We start from the raw sequence: 22,805 nt of genomic DNA on the forward strand, positions 1-22,805 counted from the left end.
CGGAGACGATATCCGCACCTGACAGATAGGAGCAACAAATGGCAGATTTTGATGTGATCGTAATCGGCGGCGGCCCGGGTGGCTATGTCTGCGCGATCCGCTGTGCACAACTTGGCCTGAAAACCGCTGTGGTCGAAGGCCGCGAGACGCTGGGCGGCACCTGCCTCAACGTCGGCTGCATTCCCTCCAAGGCGCTGTTGCATGCGACCCATGAGCTGCATGAAGCCGAGCACAACTTCGCCAAGATGGGCCTCAAGGGCAAGGCGCCCTCGGTCGATTGGGACCAGATGAAGGCCTATAAGCAAGAGGTCGTCGACGGCAACACCAAGGGCATCGAATTCCTGTTCAAGAAGAACAAGATCACCTGGCTCAAAGGCTGGGGCTCGATCCCGGCCGCCGGTCAGGTGAAAGTGGGCGAAGAGGTCCATAACGCCAAGAATATCGTGATCGCCTCGGGGTCTGTTCCGTCCTCGCTTCCGGGCATCGAGATCGACGAGGAGACCGTTGTCTCCTCCACCGGCGCGCTGGCGCTGAAGAAGATCCCGAAATCGCTGGTCGTAATCGGCGCGGGTGTCATCGGTCTGGAAATGGGCTCGGTCTATGCACGCCTTGGCGCGAAGGTGACCGTGGTCGAGTTCCTCGATGTAATCACCCCCACCATGGATGGCGAGGTCTCGAAGCAGTTCCAGAAGATCCTTGCCAAACAGGGCATGGATTTCGTCCTTGGCGCGGCCGTACAATCGGTCGAGACCAAGAACGGCAAAGCTAAGGTCACCTACAAGCTGCGCAAGGATGACAGCGAGGTCACCATCGACGCGGATACCGTGCTCGTGGCAACCGGCCGTAAGCCCTATACCGATGGTCTGGGTCTGGCGGATATCGGCGTCGAGATGGAACAGCGCGGCCAGATCAAGACCGATGCGCATTGGCAGACCTCTGTCAAAGGCATCTATGCGATCGGCGATGCGATCGTCGGGTCGATGCTGGCCCATAAGGCCGAAGACGAAGGCATGGCCGTGGCGGAGGTCCTTGCCGGCAAGCATGGCCATGTGAACTATGGCGTCATTCCCGGCGTGATCTACACCACCCCCGAGGTCGCATCCGTTGGCAAGACCGAGGAAGAGCTGAAGAAAGACGGCGTCAAATACAAGGTCGGCAAGTTCCCCTTCATGGGCAATGCGCGCGCCAAGGCCGTCTTCCAGGCGGAAGGCTTCGCCAAGCTGATCGTGGACGAGAACGACCGCATCCTCGGTGCCCATATCATCGGCCCGGGCGCAGGCGATCTGATCCACGAGGTTTGTGTTGCAATGGAATTCGGCGCCTCTGCCGAGGATCTGGCACTGACCTGCCACGCCCACCCGACCTTCTCGGAAGCGGTCCGCGAAGCGGCTCTGGCCTGCGGCGACGGCGCGATCCACGCCTGATCTGGCGGAGAGTTAAAAGAAAGGGCGGCCCCGGGGCCGCCCTTTTTTATTCCGTCTTGCTGCCGGGGATCAGATCCTCGGGCGAAAGATCGCCCGCGCTCTGTTCCGGCGGCTGACCCGGTGCGCCCCCCTCCGGTGCTGCGCCCTCGGGCGGCTCGCCCATATTGGCCGATTTCGGTGCACCGCCGGGGCCCGAGCCCTCCTGGCTTACCGCATCGGGATCCACCCCTACCACCAGCTGTGCCAGATACATCTCGGACTGCTCGCGGATCGCCGTATAGGCCCCATCGCCCGCCGCCTGCAGGATGCCGTCGATGGCGTTATAGGTGTCACGCGTGCTGTCGCGCGTATATGGCTCGATATTGTCGTAGATATACTGGCTTAGCGCGTCAGGGAAAAAGATCTGCGAGGTCAGCACATTGGTCTCGTCGAGGAAGACCTTGTAATGGATATGGGTCGTGCGCCCGCGATACCAGCCCGGATAGATGGTCTGGAAGCTGACGATACCGCTTTCGTCGGTCATCTGGGTGCCACGCAGGAAGGTCTCGCCCTCGGTGTCCAGCGTCCCCTCCGAGCCTTGCGAGGCATAACCCGAGTAATTTCCCTCGGCATCGCAATGCCAGATGTCGACGCGAGCATTGGCCATCGGCTGACAGTTTTCATCGACGACCTGCAACTGCATGGTCATCGCGATGCCCTCTTTGTCCTCGCGAATATCGGCCCGCACCAGTTTGGGGTCGATGTAATAGGGCCCTTCGGTGGTTTCCGGCGAGACAAGGCACATATTGCCCGAAATCAGCCCCACGGATTGCGCGGCGGCTTCGGCCTCGGCATGGGCCATGCTGGCTATTCCGGCGCCCGTTACGGCCACTGGCGAAGCCGCAAGGACCTTCATCAGATTACGGCGGCTGAGCCCGTTAAAATTGCTTGTCATGAGATCTTCCTTTCGATGCGCTTAAAACGCAGCAGCATGGCCGATCTGTTCCAGAAGATTTTCTGATGGGCAGATTTTATCCTACCCGCTTCGCCAACAGGAAAGGGCGCCGCCAATGGCCGCGCCCTTTCCCGATATCATCCTAATCGATGGATCAGTTATCGTCGTCATCCGAGCTGACATCAGCGATATCGTCGAGCGAGACGTTATCGTCATCATCCTCGTCGAGCAGATCATCGTCGAGATCGACGTCGCCTGCATCATCATCCAGATCGTCATCACCGAGATCATCGACTTCGAGATCGGTCTGCTTGTTGCTGGTCTTATCCGCGACCAGAACCTGGCCACGACCATTCGATACGCTTTCCAGCGTCAGGCTATTGGAACAGACAGGGCAGATCATCGGATCACGGTTCAGATCGTAAAACCGGCTCTGGCAATGCGGGCAGAGGCGCTTGACGCCCCATTCCTCTTTGGGCATGGAATTCTCCTGGCTACGCTCTGAGAGAAAGAGTCGAAGCCAACTGCCACAATGACCGAGGCGTGTCAAAGCTTTTTCGAAATTTTCGCCGAATGGGATGAAGGGGTTGTATCTGGATCATGGCTTTCCTGTCGCGCAAACGCACTCCCCCTCCCGTCAAGGCGGAGCCCGCCTTCATCGAACTGCCCGAATTGCCCGGTGTGGCGATCCGTCTCAACCGTTCGGCACGGGCGCGGCGCTACGGGCTCAGGGTCTCGCGCAGCGACGGAAGCGTAACCCTGACCATCCCGCAGCGTGGCACCCAAAAGGAGGCAATTGCATTCGCCCGCGCCCAGACCGACTGGCTTAGCGAAGCGATTGCGCGCATGCCCTCGGTGACGCTCGTAGGCTACGGCCAGAGCATCCTCTATGAGGGGCAAGAGGTGACATTGGCGCCCGGTCAGGGGCGGTTGCCGCTACGCGAAGGCACGACCCTTTTCGTGCCCGGTCCCGAGGACCGCATGGCGCGCAAGCTGGAGAGCTTCCTCAAGCATAATGCCCGCCGCAGGCTCCAGAGCGCGACGGAGCATTACGCCGCGCGGATCGGGCGCAATTTCAGCGCCATCACCCTGCGTGACACCCGCTCGCGCTGGGGATCGTGCAGTTCGAAAGGCGCGCTCAGCTATAGCTGGCGGCTGATCATGGCCCCGCCCGAGGTGCTGGACTATGTGGCGGCCCATGAGGTGGCGCATCTCGTGGAGATGAACCACTCTCCCGCCTTCTGGTCCATCGTCGAGGAGCTGCGCCCGAGCTGGCGCAAAGAGCGGCGCTGGCTGCGTGAGGAAGGCGGCCGGCTACATGCGACGCATTTCCGCGCGCCCTGATGCCCATTGACCTGCCCCCCAAAGCTCATCACATAGAGACCATGACCACCATCACCACACGCCAGATCGATAGCGCCGCGCATGACAAGCTATACCGGCGCCTGCGCATGCAGATCATGCACGGGGAAATCCCGCCCGGCACGCCGATGACCCTGCGCGGGCTGGCCAAGGAGAATGGTGTCTCGATGACCCCCGTGCGCGAGGCGCTGCGGCGTCTGGTTGCGGAAGGCGCACTGTTTCTCTCGGCCTCGGGACGGGTAACAACGCCGATGCTGTCGAACGAACGGATCGAGGAGCTGGCCGCCTTGCGCGCCCTGATCGAGCCCGAACTGGCCTCGCGCGCCCTGCCCCGCGCCCACATGGCGCTGATCGACCGGTTGACGGCCATCAACCACGCCAATGCCGAGGCCGTGGTGAAGATGGATGCGATCGGGTATATCCGCACCAATCTGGAATTCCACCGCACGCTCTATCTGCGCGCACAGGCCCCCGCGATCCTCGCCGTGATCGAGACCGTCTGGCTGCAGCTGGGTCCGACGATGAGCACCTATTATGCGTCCATGCAGCGCAATGAACCGCCGCGTCACCACAGATTGATCCTCGCCGCGCTACGGGCAGGCGACGACCCCGGTTTACGGCTTGCGATCCGCACGGATGTGACCCAAGGTCTGCGACATCTGGCACAATAATGTGCGGGCTGTGACATATCCTCCATGTGCAAGGCACCTTTGCGCCGTCGGGGGTTCCCATTCCGGTCACAGCATGGCTTAAGGCACGGAAAGGTAAGTGGGACATGACGGGTATGGCCAGTAGATTGACCGAAGACGAGCGCAAGACGCTCGAGATGAACGTTCTGATGACGCCGGATATGGCGAATTTCTCCGGCAAGGTGCATGGCGGGGCGCTGTTGGCCGAGCTGGACCGCGTGGCCTTCACGCTGGCCTCACGCTATTCGGGCTCTTATGCGGTCACGCTCTCGGTCGATCAGGTGACCTTCAAACAGCCGATCCTCGTGGGCGAGCTGGTGCGGTTCCAGGCCGCCGTGAACCATACCGGCCGCTCCTCGATGGAAATCGGGATCCGCGTCGAGGCCGAGAACATCACCGCAGGCCGCCGCCGCCACACCAATAGCTGCTATTTCACGATGGTGGCCGTGGACGAGATCGGCAAACCGGTCGAGGTGCCGAAGCTGGTGCCGCAGAACGAGGAAGAGCAGCACCGCTGGGATGCCGCAGAGCTGCGCAAGGAGCTGCGCAAGGAACATGGCAAGCGGATGGAAGAAGCCTCTGCCAAGGTCAAGTAAGCCACGGAACTGGAAAAGGCGCCCCGAGGGGCGCCTTTCGCGTTAGAAGTAGCTGCGCACCAGCGCGTCCGAGATCAGCACCCAGCCATTGGCCACCACAAAGAAGGCCAGCTTGAAGGGCAAGGACACGACCGCAGGCGGCACCATCATCATCCCCATCGACATCAGCACGGCCGATACCACGAGGTCGATCACCAGAAACGGAATGTAGATCAGGAAGCCGATCTGGAAGGCACGCGCGATCTCCGACAGCATGAAAGACGGCACCAGGGTCGAGAGCGGCACATCCGGCGACAGCGCAAGGGCCGCATCAGGCGAGCGGAGCTGGGCCAGAGATGCGAAGGTCTCGGGGTTGGTGCGCCCTGCCATGAAGGTCCGGAACGGCTCTATCGCGCGCTCCAGTGCGGGCATCATCTCGAGCTGACCGTTCATCAGGGGCGCAATACCGTTGGTATAGGCGTCCATGAAGGTGGGCTCCATAATAAACCATGTCAGAAACAGCGCCAACGAGATGATCAGCATATTCGGCGGCGCCGCCTGCAGACCGATCGCCTGACGCAGGATCGACAGAACCGTGACAATGAACGGAAAACAGGTCACCATAATCATGATGCCGGGCGCGAGGCTTAGCAGGGTCACCGCAGAGATCAGCAGAACCGAACTGCCCGTCAGGCTATTCTCGCCGCCGAAATCCAGAGTGACCTCTTGCGCCAAACCCGGCGCCGCAGAAAGCATTAACGTTAATGCGCCGTAACAAATTAGGCGTGACATTGTCATGTCACAGCCCGTTTTGCAGATCGATCACCTCGGTCAGACGCACGCCCAGTTGCCCGGCGTGATCGCCCTGCAGCTCGGTCAGTTCGCCACGCGCGATCAGCTTGTCCCCAACATAGAGCTCGACCGGATCATCGACGCGGCTGTCCAACGGCAGGACCGAATCGCGCTTCATACGCAGAAGGTCACGCACCATCGGGCGCGCCTTACCCACCGAGATAGTGATCTCGATCGGCACTTGGGTAAATGGGTTCGAGGATTGGGTTGCCGCCTCAGTCATTATTCTGCTCCTTCTGGACCGCGCCAAAATAACTGGCAATCGCATCGCCGATCAGTGCGATAACACCATCAAGGTCGATATGCGTTTCTTTGCCGCCGAAGCGCAGATAGACCTGCCCTTCGCCCAGCGTATCTTCTGCAACAAAGCTCATTGGCAGGCTTTTCTCCTGCGAGAGAAGCTCCCGCACCTGCTCGAGGCTATTAGGGTTAACCACCACGGTGAGCGGCGTATCGGCAAGCTCGGTCGCCATCGGCATGACCTGCTCCGCGATTGTCTGTGCCAGCGTCTGGCGTGCAACAGTCGGCAGAACTTTTGCAGTCATATCAACAAGCAGCGGCTTCATGGCCTCGAGCACATGCTGACGCGCTTCGTGGAAGGTAAAAGAGAGCGCCTGCAGGTTCTGGCCCAGATCGGCGCGCAAACGCGCCTCCTCGGCATTCTGGGCCGCGACCGCATCTTCCCAGCCTGCCGAGTAGCCCTTTTCGAAGGCCGCGAGCTTGATTTCCTCGAGTTCGGCATGTTCCACGGTCACGGATTGCGGCACATGCGAGGTCGTTTCAAAGGATTCCAGTTCGAACCGCTGCATCACGCACGTTCCTCCTTCTCATCCATCCAGCTGCGCAAGATCTCTACGGTCTCGTCGCGTCGCTCTTCGATCAGGCGTTTCAACCGGTCGACCGGATCGGCATCATTTTCTGCATCATCAAAGGCGTTGCCCATGGCGAAGGGCATGTCGAAACCGCCCAGTTCGTCACCGCCCCCGAGCCCGGACACGAGCGGCATATCATCGGGCAAGTCGCCATCGGCAATCTCGCCAGTCAGTGCATTCGGGTCACCTGCAGCAGGAGGCAGCTGTGCAACCTGCTGGCGCTGGGTCAGGATAGGCTTCATCACGAAAAGACCGAGGATAAGCGCCACCACCGCCAGCACACCCAGCTGGATAAGCTGCATGACATCAAGGTTCTGGCCACCCATGAAGCCTCCCGACATCGCCTCGATGCCTTCGATCAGCGTCGGCTCGAATTGCATGCTTTGCAGGGTGATCACATCGCCACGCGCTTCGTCAAAGCCTACAGCCGACGACACGAGCGCTTGAAGCTGGTCCAGTTCAGCCTGAGGGCGCGGCGCCCAGGTCACGGTACCATCGGCACCGGTGGTCGGGAGGCCATTCACCAGCACTGCGACGGTGAGGCGTGTCACACTACCCGGTTTACGCAGAACCTCGCGCCGTGTCTCGGACACATCGAAATTGGTGCGCTCGCGGGTCTGCGAGCTGTTGCTCTGGGACTGACCACCCGCATTCGCATTGCCGGTAGGAAGGTTGGATGCAACGGTCACATTCGCCGGGTCGGTCGATTGGGAACTGTCACTCTGCTCCTGAGCGTCGGTCGAAATTGCGATCCGGCTGGCCGGGTCGATCACGCGTTCGGTGATAGATTCGCTTTCCAAAGCGGTACGGAGCGAGATCTCCACCACGGCATTCCCACGACCAACACGCGCTTCCAGAAGTCGTTCCACGTTCTTTTTCAGCTCGGCTGCACGATCTTCGCCATTTTGCAGGATGTTGTCATCGTCACCGGTAGAGATCAGACCACCATTCGCATCGATCACCGAAACATCTTCGGGCTTCATACCCGTGACCGCCGAGGCAACAAGATGCTTAAGCGCGCGCGCTTGCTGTTGGCTGATAGAGCCGGAGACTGCAGTGATGAAGACGGAAGCCGTCGGCTCGATCGAACGGCGGAAAGCGTTATCGCTGCCATGTGCGATATGGACACGGGCCGAGCGGATGCCGGGATTGGCTACAATCGTCCGCGCCAGCTCGCCCTCTTTTGCGCGCCAATAGGCCGCATCGAACATCTGCGAGGTCGTGCCAAATCCGGACATCGAATCGAGCAGCTCATATCCGGCGCCGCCCATCGCCGGTAGTCCTTCGGAGGCAAGCGTCATGCGAAGCTCGTCGCGCTGGGTTGCATCGACATAGATCGAATCGCCACGGATTTCATAAGGAACGCCACGCTGTTCGAGCGCGCTGACAACCTCCCCAGAGCTTTTCCCTTCCAGTCCTGCATAGAGGAGAGAGTAGGATGGCTTGGATGCCATATTAGAAAGAAGCAGGATCGCCGCGAAGACGATCCCGGTTGCTGCGAGCACAATGAAACGCCGCCGCGTATCCATCGCTTGCCAAACGGCCGTTACCTGTTCCAAGACGCACCTCCATGAGCGGACCTTCTGTCCCGTCGTCGTCTCATGTTTCGCCGATCGCCCTTAACAATCGGTTAGTGGGTCTGGGTTTATTACGGTTTCAACGAAGTAATCGGAATGATCCCATGGCAGAAGCAACAGCAGATCAGATAGAAGGCTCAGAAGAGCCGAAGAAAAAGTCGAAACTTCCGCTAATTATCGGCCTCGTGCTGATGCTCGTCTTTGGCGGCGGCAGTTTCTTCGCACTTTATTCCGGCATGATTCTCGCCCCTCCGGCGGCAGAGGATCCACATGCCGAAGAGGTTCCAAAACCGGCGGATCTGCCGGATATTTCCTTTATCAAACTCGATCCGATGGTGATCTCGCTTAGCGATTCTGCCTCGCGCCATCTACGCTTCAGCGCCGAGCTTGAAGTCCCGACGGCGTATCAGGCCGATGTCGAGAAGCTGCGGCCGCGCGTCATGGATGTGCTGAACGGTTATCTGCGCGCTGTAGATCTGAGCGAGCTTGAGGACCGCACCGCACTCATCAAGCTTCGCGCACAGATGTTGCGGCGCATCCAGATCGTCACCGGCGAGGGCCGTGTGAATGATCTGCTTATCATCGAATTTGTGCTGAACTGAGGAATGCAGACCATGGAACTTATCTCTAATATCCTGCTGATCGCTGGCGCTCTGGGTGCTGCCGTCTACTGTATTGTCCTGTCGCGCCGCCTCAAGAAGTTCAATCAGCTTGAAAGCGGAATGGGCGGCGCGATTGCCGTTCTATCCGCTCAGGTCGATGAACTGACCAAGGCTCTGGAAAAGGCGCAAAGCACAGCAAATACCTCGGCGGAGCAGCTGCGGACGCTCACGAAACGCGCGGAGATCGGCGCGGAGAAACTGGAGATCATGCTCGCCTCGCTGCATGATCTTCCGGAGCCTGCCCCTCAGGACACAACTCCCGAACCGCGTCCCGCTCCTACGGTTCCCCTGGAACCCGTGATGACCGAAGAGGCCAATGCCCCGAAGCGCCCGCGCGTCGTACGGCGCCGTAACCGTGACAACATGGAGGCCGCGGAATGAGCGCGACCGAAAAGAAAGACGCTCGCAAACCGCAAGCGGCGCGAAAGCCCAAAGCCACCCCGCGCAGACCGGCGCGCAATACGCTGATGATCATCGCAACGCTCCTCGCAGGCTCGGCCGCGATCCGTATTGCGGCAGGTGCAGACACGGCATTTGCGAAGGCCGCAGATCTCACCAACGCTGTGACCTCTCCAACCTGCACGACAGAAGAAGGCGTCATGGCGCTTCTATCCGAGGTGAATGCCCGCTCCGGCAAGCTTGATGAACGCGAAGCCCTTCTGGCCAACCGTGCCACAGCGATCAGCGTCGCAGAAGATCGGCTGAGGCAGCGCATCGAAGAAATGAAAACCGCCGAGGAAGAGCTCGCCAAAACTGTCCAGATTGCGGATCGCGGTGCCGAGGACGATGTAACTCGACTTGTGACGCTCTATGAAAATATGAAGCCGAAACAAGCCGTTCCTCTATTCGAGACCATGGCGCCGGAATTTGCGGCAGGCTTCCTCGGGCGCATGCAACCCGCCGCGGCTGCATCGATTATGGCAGGTCTGTCCCCGGACACCGCCTATACGATCAGCGTATTGATGGCAGGTCGGAACGCGAACGCCCCAAAAAGGTAAAGCGCGTCAGTAGTTTTTTAAACGTCCTTTGCGATGCTTGCATCGTAACAATGGAGACGGACGATGATTGGCATAGTGGGAATCGTGATCATCTTCGCCATGGTATTTGGCGGCTATGTAGCAGCCGGTGGCAAGATGGGAATTATCCTGAAATCACTCCCCTTTGAGATGATTATGATCGGGGGCGCGGCCGTCGGGGCCTTTATCCTGTCAAATGACATGGCGTCTATCAAACACGCGCTGAAGGACATCGGGAAAGTCTTCAAGGGGCCGAAATGGAAGCCTGATGATTATCGGGATCTTCTCTGTCTGCTGTTCGAGTTGATCCGCCTGCAGCGGCAAAACCCCGTGGCCATTGAAGAACATATCGAAGACCCCGAGAACTCTTCGATTTTTGGGAAATATCCGAAGATTCTCCATGACCACGAAGCCGTCGAAATGATCTGCGACACGCTGCGCTCGGCCTCTATGAACTATGACGACCCCCATCAGGTCGAAGAGGTTCTCGAGAAGCAGCTCGAAGCCAATTACCATCACGCAATGCATTCCAGTCATGCGATCCAGAACGTCGCTGACGCAATGCCCGCGCTCGGGATTGTGGCTGCTGTGCTCGGCGTTATCAAGACGATGGGCTCCATCGACCAGCCGCCCGAAGTGCTCGGCAAGATGATCGGTGGGGCGCTGGTCGGAACCTTCCTCGGCGTCTTCTTGGCCTATGGGTTCATCGGTCCCTTTGCGTCGCGCATCAAGGCTGTTGTCGATGAGGATTCCCATTTCTACAAGTTGATCCGAGAAGTCCTCGTGGCAAATTTGCATAACCACGCGACCAATATCTGCATCGAAGTCGGGCGCCAGAACACTCCTCACCATATTCGCCCGAGTTTTTCGGCACTGGAAGAAGCGCTTAAATCCGTCAAGTCGGAGGCAGCATGAGGCATCTTTTTGTCGGCGCGATATTTACCACGATAGCAACGGTCACCACGGCCCAGACCGTAACCGTTCAATCGGGAGAGCATCCAGATTTTACGCGCCTAGTTTTTCTGTTCCGCGATAAAGTTGACTGGTCACTCGAGCAGAACGAGAACGGTTATTCTTTTTCGGTCAACAGGCCGGAAATTGAGTACAATCTGGATAACGTGTTCTACTTCATTCCCCGTACACGCATTAACGATCTCTACCCCGTTAATGGCTCATCCAGCCTAGATATCCAGACCCCAGACGATATCGAACTGACCGCCTTCGAGTTGGCATCCGGTGAAGTTGTTGTCGATGCGAGGAAATCGATGGCCCCACAACCGTCTGCGCGGGCACCAGCCTCCCCGCCTCAAATAGAAATCAACCCTTCAAGCCCTCGAGTGGCCAGTACGCCTCCAACGTCTACGGCTATCGCGCTTTCCGATCCGGCGGTTTACTGGCGCCTTTCCGACCAGCTTTCCCTCGGCAAAGCGAACTCTGCCCTCACTGCGCCAGCTCAAGAAGAAGCTACCCCCCAAGCAGACACATCGGTAGAAAGTGCTCTGGCGCTAGATCAGTTGCTCAACGACGACGATGATCGTGTCTCGGAAGCTGAAGAGCAGCTTCTGAAGCAGCTTAGTCGTGCCGCTTCACAAGGGTTGATCAAACTCGAAATGCCGCAGGCGCCGCCGCCGGAACCGATGGCGGCGCCTGCAGAGGCGCCGGCTCCAGAACCAACGCGGCAAAATGAGCATATTGCGATTCATTCCGAGACGGTAATCGACCGCGACGCAGGATCGTTGCAAAGCGCGTTCGACGATGCCTTAGGAGATAAGCGTTGCGCACCCAATTCCAGCTTCGCGCTCCGCGAATGGTCCGAGGAAGGTGACCCCTTTGCTCTGATCTCGAACCTGAGACGTTCTCTGATAGGCGAGTTCGACAAGCCCGACGAGACTGTCGCATTGCGACTGGCACAGATTTATATCGCACTCGGATTTGGCGCCGAAGCAGAGGCAATCGTCGAGAATTTTTCGGTCGATGACGACGCTCAGAACGTGATCCACCTGATGGCGGGGATCGTCGACGGAAAGCCGGTAGCCCAGAACAACCCTCTTCTCTCGATGAGCACCTGCGACGGTTCAGTGGCTTTTTGGGCCTTGCTGGGACAGAACACCTCCGATCCGCTCGAAATCAACATGAAAGCCATCCAGCGCACCTATTCCGACCTGCCTATTTCTCTGCGGCGGTCGCTAGGCGTTCCACTCGCAAACAAACTTATTGCCCTCGGCTATCCCGGTGAAGCGGAAACCGTCCGTTTCTCACTGGGGCGCGGCGAAGAAAACAAGAGTTTGCAAGCCGTTATGCTTGATGCAACTATCGATAGCGAGCGTGAAACGGCAAATGCTCTAGAGCAGAGGCTGAAGCCTGTCGTCGAGCGTGACAATGATGACTCTGTGGGCGCAACTCTCATGATCGCGGAAGCCGCGTTCCGCGATCATTACGCTATGGACGAGCTTGTTCTGGAGAACGCGTCAGCGCTCGCGATCGAACTGTTGCCCTCTGAGGATGGCGCAAAGCTGTTACGTGCAGACGCCTTGGGCCGAGCCAGCCGTGACGACTGGAACGGCGCAATGTTGACCCTTGCGCGTTGGCCGGACGATCAGCAACCTGAGATGAAGAAAAAAACCGAAGAAGAGATCCTGCAGCGCGCCATCCGTGAGCTTGATGACAAGGAAATGCTGATCTTCTTCTTCCAGCATAAACCAGAGATAGAGGCTGCGAATCTCACACTGGACGATCATCAGCACATGGCCGGGCGCCTCGTCGATCTCGGCCTGCCCGATAGCGTCCAGACGTTACTCGAGAACGAGCGCCCGTTATCGGATCCATCGCGTATTCTTATGGCAAAAGCTGCTCTACTGGAACATGATGGCCCTGCCGCCATGACTTATGTTGATGGAATCGATACGGAAGAAGCCCAACAAATACGCCTGCAAGCCCAAAATTACTTCCTTGGCGGGGATACCCTGAACGAAGGCGGCGGAGTTCCGCAACTTTCTGACGCAGGCCCCGACAATGCGTTACGACGGCAGGATTGGGAAACACTCGCGACCTCGGGCTCCGAGCCCGAAAAGGCTTTCGTACAGGCCTTCGGGCTTACAGGGTCCACCTCGGAGGCAGCCCCTCAGGGCGAACTTTCCAATGCGCAGCGTCTTCTGGATCGCAGTGCCGAAGAGCGTGATGCCCTCAACAACCTTCTCGAAAGTCTGAATGCGCGCTGAGACAGGCGAGCTTCGGCGCGGCTAGACGAGCTTCGCCGGAATAAGGCCGCGAAGCGAGTTGCCGAGCCAGAAACCGTCTTGCAGATCCTCAAGCCGAAGCACCTGTTCTCGGGCACGCCCTTTGACCAGCAGGCTCTCGCGCAGCACTCCGGGTAACAGCCCCGAAACGGTCGGTGGAGTTAGAAAGACCTCCGACCGCTCGACGAAGATATTCGTGATGGTGCCTTCGCACACCTCGTCACGCTCGTTGAGAAAAATCCACTCATCAACGCCTCGCGGCAATGTTTTGCGTGTCTCGTCATAAAGAGCGCGTTGGGTTGTCTTTATCTGCAGCCACGGATCGCCCGATGACAGACGCGGCTGCGCAACCGCCACATTCCATTCCGGCATCGCCGGGCCGAGCGCCACGCATTGTAGATCAACCACGCCCTCGAGCCCGACTGTCAAACGCACGCGATAGGCCCCTGTCGCAGGCAGCTTTTGCAAGCACTGCTGCACTCTCCCGCGATCCAGCGTGATACCGAGCGAGAGACAGGTGCGCTTCAACCGATCCAGATGCAGATCCAGCCGGATGGCTACCCCGCCCTCGACGCGGAATGTCTCGATGACCTTCAGGTCCGGAGGACAGCTCCGGCGTAGCGACTTTTCCATAGGGCCTCCTCATATTCGGCCTCGGCACGGCTATCATAGACGATCCCGCCTCCGACATTCAGCGTAACTGCCCCTGCCTCGCATCGCAAAGTGCGGATCGCCACGTTGAAGGCCATATTCCCCTGCGGTCCGATCCAGCCGATGGTCCCGCAATACAGCCCCCGCGCCCAAGGCTCGAGTTCGCGAATGATCTGCATGGCGCGGATCTTGGGCGCGCCGGTAATGGAACCGCAGGGAAAGAGCGCCTCGACAATCTGGCTGAAACCGGCCCCGGGCTGCAAACGGGCCTCGACGGTGGAGACCATCTGATGCACCGTCGGATAGGTCTCGACGGTAAAGAGGTCGGGCACTTTCACACTGCCCAGACATGAAACACGGGAAAGATCGTTGCGCAGGAGATCGACGATCATCAGATTTTCCGCGCGGTCTTTCTCCGACCCACGCAGATCCGCGATCTGCGCCTGATCGCCCTGATGATCCTCGCCGCGCGGACGCGTGCCCTTCATCGGGCGCGTCCGGATATTGCGCGCCGGATCGACCTCGAAAAACAGTTCCGGCGACCGCGATACGAATTGCACTCCACCGAAATCGACGAAAGCGCCATAGGTCAGGGGCGTCTGCTGTGCCATTTGCGCATAGAGCGCTTCGGGCCGCCCTGTCAGCCTGCCCGTCACCGGGAAGGTCAGATTGACCTGATAGCAATCGCCCGCGCGGATATACTCGGCCAAGCGGGAGAAGGCTGCACCATGATCGCCCTGCGACCAGCGCGGCACCAACTCGGTAAGCTCGGCCGCTCCCCGCAAGGGCGGTGTGACCGTCGGCGTGTGATAGGCGGCGAAGGCAATCAACGGATCGCGTCTGGTTTCGGGCAGAAGCGGCAGAAGCTTATCGGAGAAACAATAGCCCAACTCATAGGACATCATGCCCGCCAACCAGTAGCCCTCGGCTTGCAATGCCTCGATCCGTGCAAGGACCGGCGCGACCTCTTCGGGGCGGTTGGCGCATAGAACCTCGACGGGGTTCGCAAAACAGGTATGGGCCCCGAGCGGACCGTGATCGAACAAAACCTTCATCGGACTTTCCTGCCGCGTCTCGTGCCTACTTCGCATCTTCGGCGCATGGGTCAAGGCTGAAACCGACATTTCACCGCCCAAACCGGCTTTTCAATCCCGTTGCAGCTCCGATAGCCCGTGCTATCAAGGGTGAAATAGATAAGACAGCTCATCATGTTCGACATTATCCGCCTCATCCTCCCGATCTACCTGCTCATCGCCGTCGGATTCGTGCTGATCAGGATCCGGTATATCGCGCCGGCTGATCTGCGCGGAGCGGGGCGGCTTGTCATCCGGTTTTTCCTGCCGCTTGTCGTTTTTGCGGCGGTGGGCGCGGGACAGCATGATACCGCGCTGCATCCGATGCTGTTTGCCGCCTATGTCGGGGGGTCGCTGCTCAGCTATGCGAGCGCCTATGGCATGGCGTGGATGGCGGGCAAGGATCATGGTGTCAGGGCCTTCGAGGCCATGGGATGCTCCTGCTCGAACTCGGCCTTCTTCGGGCTACCCATCGTGACGCTGGTCTCCGGCCCCGCGATTGCCTTCGACATTTTCGCGATGGCACTGCTGGTCGAGAACCTGATCATGATCCCCCTCGCTGTAAGCATCATCGAGGCGGAGAGCGGGCTGACATGGCCGAAACTGCGCAAACTGATCTTCGGGGTCCTGACCAACCCGCTTCTTGTCGGCGCGGTGGCGGGGCTCATATGGAAGGCCACCGGTCTGGGTCTGCCACAGATCGCGCTGGATGCCATCGGGCTGATGACACCAGTGGCGGCTCCTGTGGCGCTGCTGACGGTCGGCGGGGCGGTGGCGGAGCTGTCTTTACGCACCTTCCGCTGGGGCGTCGTGCGTATTACCCTGTGCAAGCTGATCCTCCACCCGCTGTGGGTGGGTCTGATGATCCTGCTTCTTTCGGGGATGCCCGGTGATCTGCAGATCGCGGCGATCGTCAATGCCTCGCTGCCGATGATGTCTGTCTATATGCTCTTCGGCATCCGCTTCCGTCGCGAGGATGTGGCCGCAACAGCCCTTATCACGGCAACGGCTCTGTCCTTCGTGACACTCTCGACCCTACTCTACTTGCTTCGCTAGGCACCGAAGCAACCCAAGGGAGAATCGCCCTCAGAAAACCAATCTTTTCTACCGGCATAAAAGATAAATAAATTATAACTTTCGTAAGGTTAACCAATAGAAGTGAGCAGGTTATTGCGCATTTTCTGCGTTGTGACGAAACGTAAAATGGGGATCGGCACACTTAAAAATTGAAAGATCAACGTTTGTTGTCGAAATTAAAACTGTTAATGCCTTTCTCGCCCTCTGGGCAACCTTCCCATTAGCGACGCCCCGCCCCGGGGTAGAGCCTCTTTCATTTCACCGCCCCCACCCATCCCGCAGGCATGTTGCTTTGCGGGGCACATAAACCTGTATCCGGTGCTTGGTTGATGAGTGTTTCGCGATTGGAACCCCCTCATGACAACGCGTACAAAAGAGCTCGATAACGTCCAGACCTATAATGGCAGCCTGCTCGGCATCCAGAACAACCTCATCCTGAGCGATTTCTCCGACACGTCCGGCGGAACATTGACCGTTGAGGATACCGACAACGGGCGCGACTGGGATGTTGGCGAAACCGGCACATGGAACGGTGCAGAGGCTACCTATATCGGATCGGGCACGATCACATCGGGTGTCAGCCTGAATCTCTCTGTTTTCGGGCTGGATCTCGATGTCGGCACCTCCGTCGAATTCGAAGCTTGGGACGTCGACGGCACGACCTATATCCACTATCCGAACGGCGACCAAGCCTCTCTTCTTGATGGTCTGGTGTCACAGCTTGAAGCCGGTATCCCTCGTCTCGCCACGGTCCTGAGGGTGCTCCGCGTCACCAGCCTGACGGAATATGTCGAGAAAAACGCCCTGCTCACTGTCGATTTCGATGCAGGTGGCTCTTTCAATCTTCCGGTCTGCTTCACGCGTGGCACTCTGATCGATACTATAGCTGGCAAACGCCCCGTCGAGACGCTGCGTGTCGGTGACCTCGTCCAGACCGCAGATGACGGGCTGCAGCCTATCGCTTGGATCGGACACCGAAAGGTCAATGCGAGAGGCACATTCGCCCCCATCCGCATCGAAGAGGGCGCTCTGGGAAACAGCCGCATTCTGGAAGTGTCGCAACAGCACCGGATGCTGATCAGCGGCTGGCAGGCAGAACTGCTCTTTGGCGAACCCGAGATTCTCGTGGCCGCGACCCATCTGCAGAATGATTGCTCGATCCGGATAAGGCAGGGCGGCTCGGTCGAGTATTTCCATATCCTGTTCGGATGCCATCAGATCGTTTTTGCGGAAGATTGCCCCTCGGAAAGTTTCTTCGTGGGCGAAACAGGTCTCGATACGCTGGACACGCTACAACGCGACGAAGTCCTATCGCTCTTTCCCGAGCTACCGCTGGGCGAGGTGCCAGCCTTGGCACGCCAGAGCCTCAAAGCCTATCAGGGGCGCGTGCTGGCGCAGGAGCTCGCCTGATACACAGGATGCCACTCACGGCAAAAGAAAAGGCCCCTCCGGGGGCCTTTTCGCTTATCTTCTGTGGTTCAGTCATCCATCTTGAGCGCGGCGATGAAGGCGGATTGAGGGATTTCGACCTTACCGAACTGCCGCATCTTCTTCTTGCCGGCCTTCTGCTTCTCAAGCAGTTTCTTCTTCCGCGTCGCGTCCCCGCCATAACATTTGGCGGTCACGTCCTTGCGCATCGCCGAAAGCGTCTCGCGCGCGATCACGCGGGCACCGATGGCCGCCTGAATCGGGATCTTGAACATGTGACGCGGAATCAGGTCCTTCAGCTTCTCGCACATGGCACGGCCACGCGCCTCGGCGCGGTCACGATGCACCATGATCGAGAGCGCATCCACCGGCTCGTCATTCACCAGGATCGACATTTTCACAAGGAAGTCCTCGCGGTAGCCGATCAGCGAATAATCGAAGGACGCATAGCCTTTGGTTACCGATTTCAGGCGGTCATAGAAGTCGAAGACGACCTCAGAGAGCGGCAGGTCATAGACCGCCATCGCCCGCTGACCGGCATAGGTCAGATCCATCTGGATGCCACGACGATCCTGACAGAGCTTGAGCACATCGCCCAGATACTCGTCGGGCACCATGATCGTGGCCTTGATCCGCGGCTCCTCGATATGGTCGACATAGGTCAGATCCGGCATATCGGCGGGGTTATGCAGGTCGATGACCTCGCCGTCCTTCATATGCAGCTTGAACACAACGCTCGGTGCGGTGGTGATCAGATCGAGATCGTATTCGCGCTCCAGACGGTCGCGGATCACCTCGAGATGCAGAAGCCCCAAGAAGCCGCAACGGAAGCCGAAACCGAGGGCAGCCGAGGTTTCCATCTCGGCCGAGAAGGACGCATCATTCAGCTGCAGCTTCTCGATCGCATCGCGCAGCGCCTCGAAATCGGCGGCATCAACGGGGAAGAGGCCACAGAAGACCACCGGAATGGACGGTTTGAAGCCCGGAAGCGCCTGTGCACAGGGCTTTTTGTCATGGGTGATGGTGTCGCCCACTTTCGTGTCACGCACCTGTTTGATCGAGGCGGTGAACACCCCGATCTCACCCGGCCCCAGCTCGGCAATATCGACCATCTGCGGCTTGAGCACGGAAAGACGGTCCAGCTTGTAGGTGGCGCCCGTCTTCATCATCTTGATCTGGTCGCCCTTTTTGACGACGCCATCCATGACGCGGATCAGAACGACAACGCCCAGATAGCTGTCATACCAGCTATCGACCAGCATGGCTTTCAGCGGCGCATCGCGATCGCCCTTGGGGGCGGGCAGACGGTGGACAATGGCTTCCAGCACATCGGGAATGCCAAGGCCCGTCTTGGCCGAGATTTCCACAGCATCGGACGCATCGATGCCGATGACATCCTCGATATTTTCCTTCACCCGCTCGGGTTCGGCGGCAGGGAGGTCGATCTTGTTGAGAACAGGCACGATCTCGTGGTCGGCATCAATGGCCTGATAGACATTGGCCAGTGTCTGCGCCTCGACGCCTTGGCTGGCATCGACCACCAGAAGCGATCCTTCCACAGCCTGCATGGAGCGCGAGACCTCGTAAGCGAAGTCGACGTGGCCGGGGGTGTCGATCAGGTTCAGGATGTAGGTCTTACCATCCTTTGCGGGATACTCGATCCGGACAGAGTTCGCCTTGATCGTAATACCGCGCTCGCGCTCGATATCCATCGCATCAAGAAGTTGCGCCTTCATGTCACGTTCGGCCACCGTCCCGGTGAGCTGAATCAGCCGGTCGGCGAGTGTCGATTTACCGTGGTCGATATGCGCCACGATGGAGAAATTGCGAATGCGGTCGAGATCGGTCATGGCGCGCGATATATATAGGTTTCGACGTTGCGGGAAGAGAAATTCACACGGCAGGCCCTAAGCTACCGCAGAAAGCCTGCTATGGCGTGAAGATCGTGGCTTGGCAAGCCTGCCCGAAGCGCGCCGAGCGCAAAAATATGCCGCTGGCGTTCATAGCCGCACATTGACCTTTGTCTCTGCCCGCGCAAGTTAGAGGAAGCATCCCCAAGGAGGTTCCCATGATCCTGTCCGTCCCCAATATGACCTGCAAGCATTGCAAGGCCTCGGTCGAGAACGCCATCGAAGAGGTTGGCGGCAAGGCAGAGGTCTTTCTGGAAGACAAGGAGGTCGAGGTCACCGGCCTGCCCCCTGAGACCGTTCTGGCCGCCCTCAAAGGCGCAGGCTATCCGGCGGAAGTGATCGAGTAACTTCACGATCCAGCGAGAGAGGCAACTCTGCTTTGAGGCGAGCTTCATAGTTTGTTAACCATCTTGCTAAAATAAAGATACGCGTGCAGCGTCCATAAGAACCGAGCAAACCATATCGAGGCAGAGCATGAAGACGATCATTCTGACCGCAGCGGCAGCGGTCACCCTAAGCCTGAGCCTAGGCACCACCGCGCAGGCTGGCGCGCTGGAAAACGCCTGTCAGCAAGGGGGGCGCACCACCGATACGGGCCTGTGCCGTTGTATCCAGCAGGTCGCAGATATCACGCTCAGCAATCGCGACCAACGCCGCGCCGCCAAGTTCTTCACCGATCCCGATCAGGCACAGATCGTGCGCAGCTCGGATCGTCCCTCGGATGAGGATTTCTGGGCGCGCTACAAGAATTTCGTATCCGCCGCAGAAGGTTACTGCAGCAACTGATCCCGATGATCGGGCCGGGGTTTCCGGCCCTTTTTCATAACGCGGGCGCCCTCAGTCCGGGGCGCTCAGCTCGGCAAGAGTGCGGCGCACCCCTCTTTCGATCAGATCCAGAACACCGTCGAAGTCCCGCGTATAATAAGGATCGGGCACCTCGCCCCCCGCCAGATCATCCGGCAGGAACAGCCGGATCTCTGCTCCGCCAGAAACCAGTGCCAGCCTTTGCGCATCCGCCAGATTTTGCCGGTCCATCGCCAGAATCAGATCGAATCGCCCGAAATCATCCCGCGTCAGTTGCCGCGCCCGCAGATCCGACAGATCATAGCCGCGCGCCCTTGCCGCTTTCTGCATCGGACCATAGGGCGGCTCGCCGGCATGCCAGCTCCCCGTCCCTGCCGAATCGGTCACCACCTCCAGCCCCGCCTTGCGGGCCAGATCACGGAACACACCTTCGGCGGCGGGCGAACGGCAGATATTGCCTAGGCAGAGAAAAAGGATACGCATGGAGAAGAGCTTAAAGCAGGAGAGAGCCATGGCCAAGCCCGCGCGCGCGCCCCGCAAGATCGTTATTCTGACAGGGGCCGGTATCTCTGCCGAAAGCGGCATCCGCACCTTTCGCGCCGAGGACGGGCTGTGGGAGGAGCACCGCATAGAGGATGTCGCGACCCCCGAGGGCTTCGAGGCCGATCCCGATCTGGTGCTTGATTTCTACAACAAGCGCCGCGCCGTCTCGACGGGAGCGCAGCCCAACCCTGCCCACATCGCACTGGCCCAACTGGAGGCCGATCCGCGCTTCGAAGTGCTGATCGTCACCCAGAATGTCGATGACCTGCACGAACGTGGCGGCGCGCGGAACGTAATCCATATGCATGGCAGCCTCTATGGCGCGATCTGTCATGCCTGCAAGTCACGCTGGCCAGCCCCCGAGATCATGCGCGCTTCCGATCCCTGCCCCGAATGCGGCCAGATGGCAACGCGCCCCGATATCGTCTGGTTCGGCGAGATCCCCTACCGGATGGACGAGATCTGGACCGCGCTGCGCGCCGCCGAGCTGTTCGTGTCGATCGGCACGTCGGGCAATGTCTATCCGGCGGCGGGCTTCGTGCAGGACGCCGCGCGGGCGGGCGTGGCCACACTGGAACTCAATCTCGACCCCTCCACCGGCACCTCCAGATTCGACGAATGCCGCCACGGACCAGCCACGACGCTTGTGCCGGAGTGGGTAAAAGAGCAGCTGACCCAAGCATAGCGTGCAAAAACCTGCATATCGCTGCGCTATTGCCAGATGAATCGCTTGACCTGCGCTGCGTTTACTCGTATCTCCCGCGGACAGAATTCTGGGCGCTGCGCTTGCGGCGCCTTCATATGTTGCGAAAACGGGCGATCTTCGCCCATGTGGAAACAAAGGATGATGCCATGTCGCGCGTTTGCGAACTAACCGGCAAAGGCCCGATGACGGGCAACACTGTAAGCCACGCGAACAACAAGTCGCGTCGCCGCTTCCTGCCGAACCTCAATGATGTAAGCCTGATCTCCGAGACCCTCGGCCAGAGCTTCAAACTGCGCGTTTCGGCGCATGGCCTGCGTTCGGTCGATCACCGCGGTGGTCTGGACGCATTCCTTGCCAAGGCAAAAGACGCGGACCTCTCGGTCAACGCTCTGAAAATCAAAAAGGCCATCGTGAAGGCACAGGCAGCAGCCTGATCCCCGCGATCCTGACAGATTTCGAACCCCGTGCCTCCGGCGCGGGGTTTTTTCTTTACGGCGCTTCCTGATCGAAATCATTTGGTCCGGCCCGCGCGGCAGGCTATGACGCCGGATATGAAGACGCTCCGGCTTTTGCCCTTTGTGACGATACTTCTGGTGACAGTCTTCGCGCTCACCAGTCTCGAATTCGCCTCCGCGCGCGGTCAGACCCGCGCGGCCGGACAGATCGTGCTCTGTAGCGGTCAGGGGCTGGTCACGGTGACGGTCGATGCCGGTGGCACACCGATTCGTCATGTGAAGATCTGTCCCGATATGGCGCTGGGTCTGCTGGCCTCGCTCGGCGTCACCCCGCCTGTGCTGCACCGCCCGGACGGCATGCACCGGCTCGATGCCACGTCCCCCCTCCCTGTCGAGGGCGGCCTTGCCATCATTCTCCCGAAGGCCCGCGATCCTCCTGAGACCGCCGCATAACCCTTTGAAATGCGATCTTTACAGGAGACACACCATGATCCGCTCGACCCTTCTGGCCGCCACGACCCTCATTCTTGGCCTGCCCGCCTTTGCCGAGGGCATCACCGTTCATGATGCCTATATGCGCATCTCTTCTCCCGTCGCCAAATCCGGCGCCGCCTTCATGACGATCGAGAACACTTCCGGTGAGGCCGACCGTCTTGTCGGTGTCAGCTCCACCATCGCAGAGCGCACCGAGTTGCATACCCATCAGGCCGATGCCAACGGCATGATGGAGATGCTGCACGTCCCCGAGGGCTTTGCGATCCCTGCTCATGGCGCGCATGCACTGGCGCGTGGGGGCGATCATGTGATGTTCATGGGCTTGACCGAACCGCTGGAAGAGGGCGAGCATATCCAGCTTACGCTCGATTTCGAACACGCCGCCCCCGTGACCGTCGATCTGCAGGTGACGATGGGCGAAGGCCCGACCGGTCAGAGCCACGGCAGCATGAGCCACAACTGAC

General features: G+C 59.3%; 27 protein-coding genes. 17 read left to right on the plus strand and 10 right to left on the minus strand.

Going from position 1 to position 22,805, the window contains the following annotated elements; translation table 11 throughout:
* Positions 1 to 38: 38 nt before the first annotated feature.
* Entirely contained in the window at positions 39 to 1,424 is a 1,386-nt protein-coding gene (gene lpdA / locus WDB91_RS02035; protein WP_339113502.1) for a dihydrolipoyl dehydrogenase, read from the plus strand.
* Between the two features lie 46 nt (positions 1,425 to 1,470).
* On the opposite strand, the gene WDB91_RS02040 is transcribed toward lpdA, so the two are convergent.
* Positions 1,471 to 2,358 carry an intradiol ring-cleavage dioxygenase gene (locus WDB91_RS02040; protein WP_339113503.1) on the minus strand — a complete coding sequence of 296 codons (888 nt, stop codon included), beginning with the start codon at positions 2,356 to 2,358 and terminating at the stop codon, positions 1,471 to 1,473.
* Between the two features lie 154 nt (positions 2,359 to 2,512).
* Positions 2,513 to 2,839 carry a TIGR02300 family protein gene (locus WDB91_RS02045; protein ID WP_339113504.1) on the minus strand — a complete coding sequence of 109 codons (327 nt, stop codon included), beginning with the start codon at positions 2,837 to 2,839 and terminating at the stop codon, positions 2,513 to 2,515.
* Positions 2,840 to 2,958: 119 nt separating this feature from the next.
* On the opposite strand from WDB91_RS02045, the gene WDB91_RS02050 reads away from it, so the two are divergent.
* The 3 genes from WDB91_RS02050 (at position 2,959) to WDB91_RS02060 (ending at position 5,005) form a co-directional block, all read left to right on the plus strand.
* Positions 2,959 to 3,702 carry a SprT family zinc-dependent metalloprotease gene (locus WDB91_RS02050; protein ID WP_339113505.1) on the plus strand — a complete coding sequence of 248 codons (744 nt, stop codon included), beginning with the start codon at positions 2,959 to 2,961 and terminating at the stop codon, positions 3,700 to 3,702.
* A 41-nt stretch (positions 3,703 to 3,743) separates the two neighbouring features.
* Positions 3,744 to 4,391: a GntR family transcriptional regulator gene (locus WDB91_RS02055; protein WP_339113506.1), complete on the plus strand. Its 648-nt coding sequence runs from the start codon at positions 3,744 to 3,746 to the stop codon at positions 4,389 to 4,391.
* Positions 4,392 to 4,504: 113 nt separating this feature from the next.
* Positions 4,505 to 5,005, plus strand: a complete 501-nt coding sequence (locus tag WDB91_RS02060) for an acyl-CoA thioesterase (protein WP_339113507.1) — start codon at positions 4,505 to 4,507, stop codon at positions 5,003 to 5,005.
* A gap of 42 nt (positions 5,006 to 5,047) precedes the next feature.
* On the opposite strand, the gene fliP is transcribed toward WDB91_RS02060, so the two are convergent.
* From fliP to fliF, 4 genes are read right to left on the minus strand one after another with little or no spacing between them, the layout of a single operon-like run.
* A complete protein-coding gene (fliP, locus tag WDB91_RS02065) occupies positions 5,048 to 5,776 on the minus strand; it encodes a flagellar type III secretion system pore protein FliP (RefSeq protein ID WP_339113508.1) in 729 nt (242 codons plus the stop codon).
* 7 nt (positions 5,777 to 5,783) lie between these two features.
* Positions 5,784 to 6,059: a FliM/FliN family flagellar motor C-terminal domain-containing protein gene (locus WDB91_RS02070; protein WP_339113509.1), complete on the minus strand. Its 276-nt coding sequence runs from the start codon at positions 6,057 to 6,059 to the stop codon at positions 5,784 to 5,786.
* Complete coding sequence (locus WDB91_RS02075) at positions 6,052 to 6,648, minus strand: flagellar biosynthesis protein (RefSeq protein WP_339113510.1); 597 nt, start codon at positions 6,646 to 6,648, stop codon at positions 6,052 to 6,054. Before WDB91_RS02075 ends, WDB91_RS02070 begins: the two co-directional genes overlap by 8 nt.
* On the minus strand, positions 6,645 to 8,267 hold the full coding sequence (gene fliF / locus WDB91_RS02080) for a flagellar basal-body MS-ring/collar protein FliF (protein WP_339113511.1): 1,623 nt from the start codon (positions 8,265 to 8,267) through the stop codon (positions 6,645 to 6,647). Before fliF ends, WDB91_RS02075 begins: the two co-directional genes overlap by 4 nt.
* A 122-nt stretch (positions 8,268 to 8,389) precedes the next feature.
* Between fliF and WDB91_RS02085 the strand changes: the two genes are divergently transcribed.
* From WDB91_RS02085 to WDB91_RS02105, 5 genes are all read left to right on the plus strand, one after another.
* Positions 8,390 to 8,887, plus strand: coding sequence for a flagellar basal body-associated FliL family protein (locus tag WDB91_RS02085; protein ID WP_339113512.1), 498 nt, complete (start codon positions 8,390 to 8,392; stop codon positions 8,885 to 8,887).
* A gap of 12 nt (positions 8,888 to 8,899) precedes the next feature.
* Complete coding sequence (locus tag WDB91_RS02090) at positions 8,900 to 9,328, plus strand: hypothetical protein (protein ID WP_339113513.1); 429 nt, start codon at positions 8,900 to 8,902, stop codon at positions 9,326 to 9,328.
* Positions 9,325 to 9,945, plus strand: coding sequence for a hypothetical protein (locus tag WDB91_RS02095; RefSeq protein ID WP_339113514.1), 621 nt, complete (start codon positions 9,325 to 9,327; stop codon positions 9,943 to 9,945). Before WDB91_RS02090 ends, WDB91_RS02095 begins: the two co-directional genes overlap by 4 nt.
* Before the next feature lie 63 nt (positions 9,946 to 10,008).
* Positions 10,009 to 10,878, plus strand: coding sequence for a flagellar motor stator protein MotA (gene motA, locus WDB91_RS02100; protein ID WP_339113515.1), 870 nt, complete (start codon positions 10,009 to 10,011; stop codon positions 10,876 to 10,878).
* Positions 10,875 to 13,181: a hypothetical protein gene (locus tag WDB91_RS02105; RefSeq protein WP_339113516.1), complete on the plus strand. Its 2,307-nt coding sequence runs from the start codon at positions 10,875 to 10,877 to the stop codon at positions 13,179 to 13,181. Before motA ends, WDB91_RS02105 begins: the two co-directional genes overlap by 4 nt.
* A 21-nt stretch (positions 13,182 to 13,202) precedes the next feature.
* Here WDB91_RS02105 and WDB91_RS02110 read toward each other — a convergent pair whose 3' ends face one another.
* Positions 13,203 to 13,832: an aminotransferase class IV gene (locus WDB91_RS02110; RefSeq protein WP_339113517.1), complete on the minus strand. Its 630-nt coding sequence runs from the start codon at positions 13,830 to 13,832 to the stop codon at positions 13,203 to 13,205.
* Complete coding sequence (locus tag WDB91_RS02115; protein WP_339113518.1) at positions 13,793 to 14,905, minus strand: aminodeoxychorismate synthase component I; 1,113 nt, start codon at positions 14,903 to 14,905, stop codon at positions 13,793 to 13,795. The genes WDB91_RS02110 and WDB91_RS02115 overlap by 40 nt, the downstream gene beginning before the upstream one ends.
* 153 nt (positions 14,906 to 15,058) lie before the next feature.
* Between WDB91_RS02115 and WDB91_RS02120 the strand changes: the two genes are divergently transcribed.
* Positions 15,059 to 15,979: an AEC family transporter gene (locus WDB91_RS02120; protein WP_339113519.1), complete on the plus strand. Its 921-nt coding sequence runs from the start codon at positions 15,059 to 15,061 to the stop codon at positions 15,977 to 15,979.
* 378 nt (positions 15,980 to 16,357) lie between these two features.
* Positions 16,358 to 17,410: a Hint domain-containing protein gene (locus WDB91_RS02125; protein ID WP_339113520.1), complete on the plus strand. Its 1,053-nt coding sequence runs from the start codon at positions 16,358 to 16,360 to the stop codon at positions 17,408 to 17,410.
* 68 nt (positions 17,411 to 17,478) lie between these two features.
* Here WDB91_RS02125 and lepA read toward each other — a convergent pair whose 3' ends face one another.
* Positions 17,479 to 19,278 (minus strand): translation elongation factor 4, encoded by a 1,800-nt coding sequence (gene lepA, locus WDB91_RS02130; RefSeq protein ID WP_339113521.1) that lies wholly within the window; start codon positions 19,276 to 19,278, stop codon positions 17,479 to 17,481.
* A 218-nt stretch (positions 19,279 to 19,496) separates the two neighbouring features.
* Here lepA and WDB91_RS02135 point away from each other — a divergent pair, with 218 nt between their 5' ends.
* Both WDB91_RS02135 and WDB91_RS02140 read left to right on the plus strand, forming a co-directional pair.
* Complete coding sequence (locus tag WDB91_RS02135; RefSeq protein WP_339113522.1) at positions 19,497 to 19,685, plus strand: heavy metal-associated domain-containing protein; 189 nt, start codon at positions 19,497 to 19,499, stop codon at positions 19,683 to 19,685.
* Positions 19,686 to 19,812: 127 nt separating this feature from the next.
* Positions 19,813 to 20,124, plus strand: coding sequence for a hypothetical protein (locus WDB91_RS02140; RefSeq protein WP_339113523.1), 312 nt, complete (start codon positions 19,813 to 19,815; stop codon positions 20,122 to 20,124).
* A 51-nt stretch (positions 20,125 to 20,175) separates the two neighbouring features.
* On the opposite strand, the gene WDB91_RS02145 is transcribed toward WDB91_RS02140, so the two are convergent.
* Positions 20,176 to 20,625 carry a low molecular weight protein-tyrosine-phosphatase gene (locus WDB91_RS02145; RefSeq protein ID WP_339113524.1) on the minus strand — a complete coding sequence of 150 codons (450 nt, stop codon included), beginning with the start codon at positions 20,623 to 20,625 and terminating at the stop codon, positions 20,176 to 20,178.
* 28 nt (positions 20,626 to 20,653) lie between these two features.
* Between WDB91_RS02145 and WDB91_RS02150 the strand changes: the two genes are divergently transcribed.
* The 4 genes from WDB91_RS02150 (at position 20,654) to WDB91_RS02165 (ending at position 22,804) form a co-directional block, all read left to right on the plus strand.
* Positions 20,654 to 21,370 (plus strand): NAD-dependent deacylase, encoded by a 717-nt coding sequence (locus tag WDB91_RS02150; RefSeq protein WP_339113525.1) that lies wholly within the window; start codon positions 20,654 to 20,656, stop codon positions 21,368 to 21,370.
* 167 nt (positions 21,371 to 21,537) lie between these two features.
* Positions 21,538 to 21,825: a 50S ribosomal protein L28 gene (gene rpmB / locus WDB91_RS02155; protein ID WP_339108997.1), complete on the plus strand. Its 288-nt coding sequence runs from the start codon at positions 21,538 to 21,540 to the stop codon at positions 21,823 to 21,825.
* A 117-nt stretch (positions 21,826 to 21,942) separates the two neighbouring features.
* Positions 21,943 to 22,299, plus strand: coding sequence for a hypothetical protein (locus WDB91_RS02160; protein WP_339113526.1), 357 nt, complete (start codon positions 21,943 to 21,945; stop codon positions 22,297 to 22,299).
* 34 nt (positions 22,300 to 22,333) lie between these two features.
* Positions 22,334 to 22,804 (plus strand): copper chaperone PCu(A)C, encoded by a 471-nt coding sequence (locus WDB91_RS02165; RefSeq protein ID WP_339113527.1) that lies wholly within the window; start codon positions 22,334 to 22,336, stop codon positions 22,802 to 22,804.
* The last annotated feature ends 1 nt before the right edge of the window (position 22,805 follow it).

Source organism: Thioclava sp. GXIMD2076, assembly GCF_037949795.1.
GTDB classification, from domain to species: domain Bacteria; phylum Pseudomonadota; class Alphaproteobacteria; order Rhodobacterales; family Rhodobacteraceae; genus Thioclava; species Thioclava kandeliae.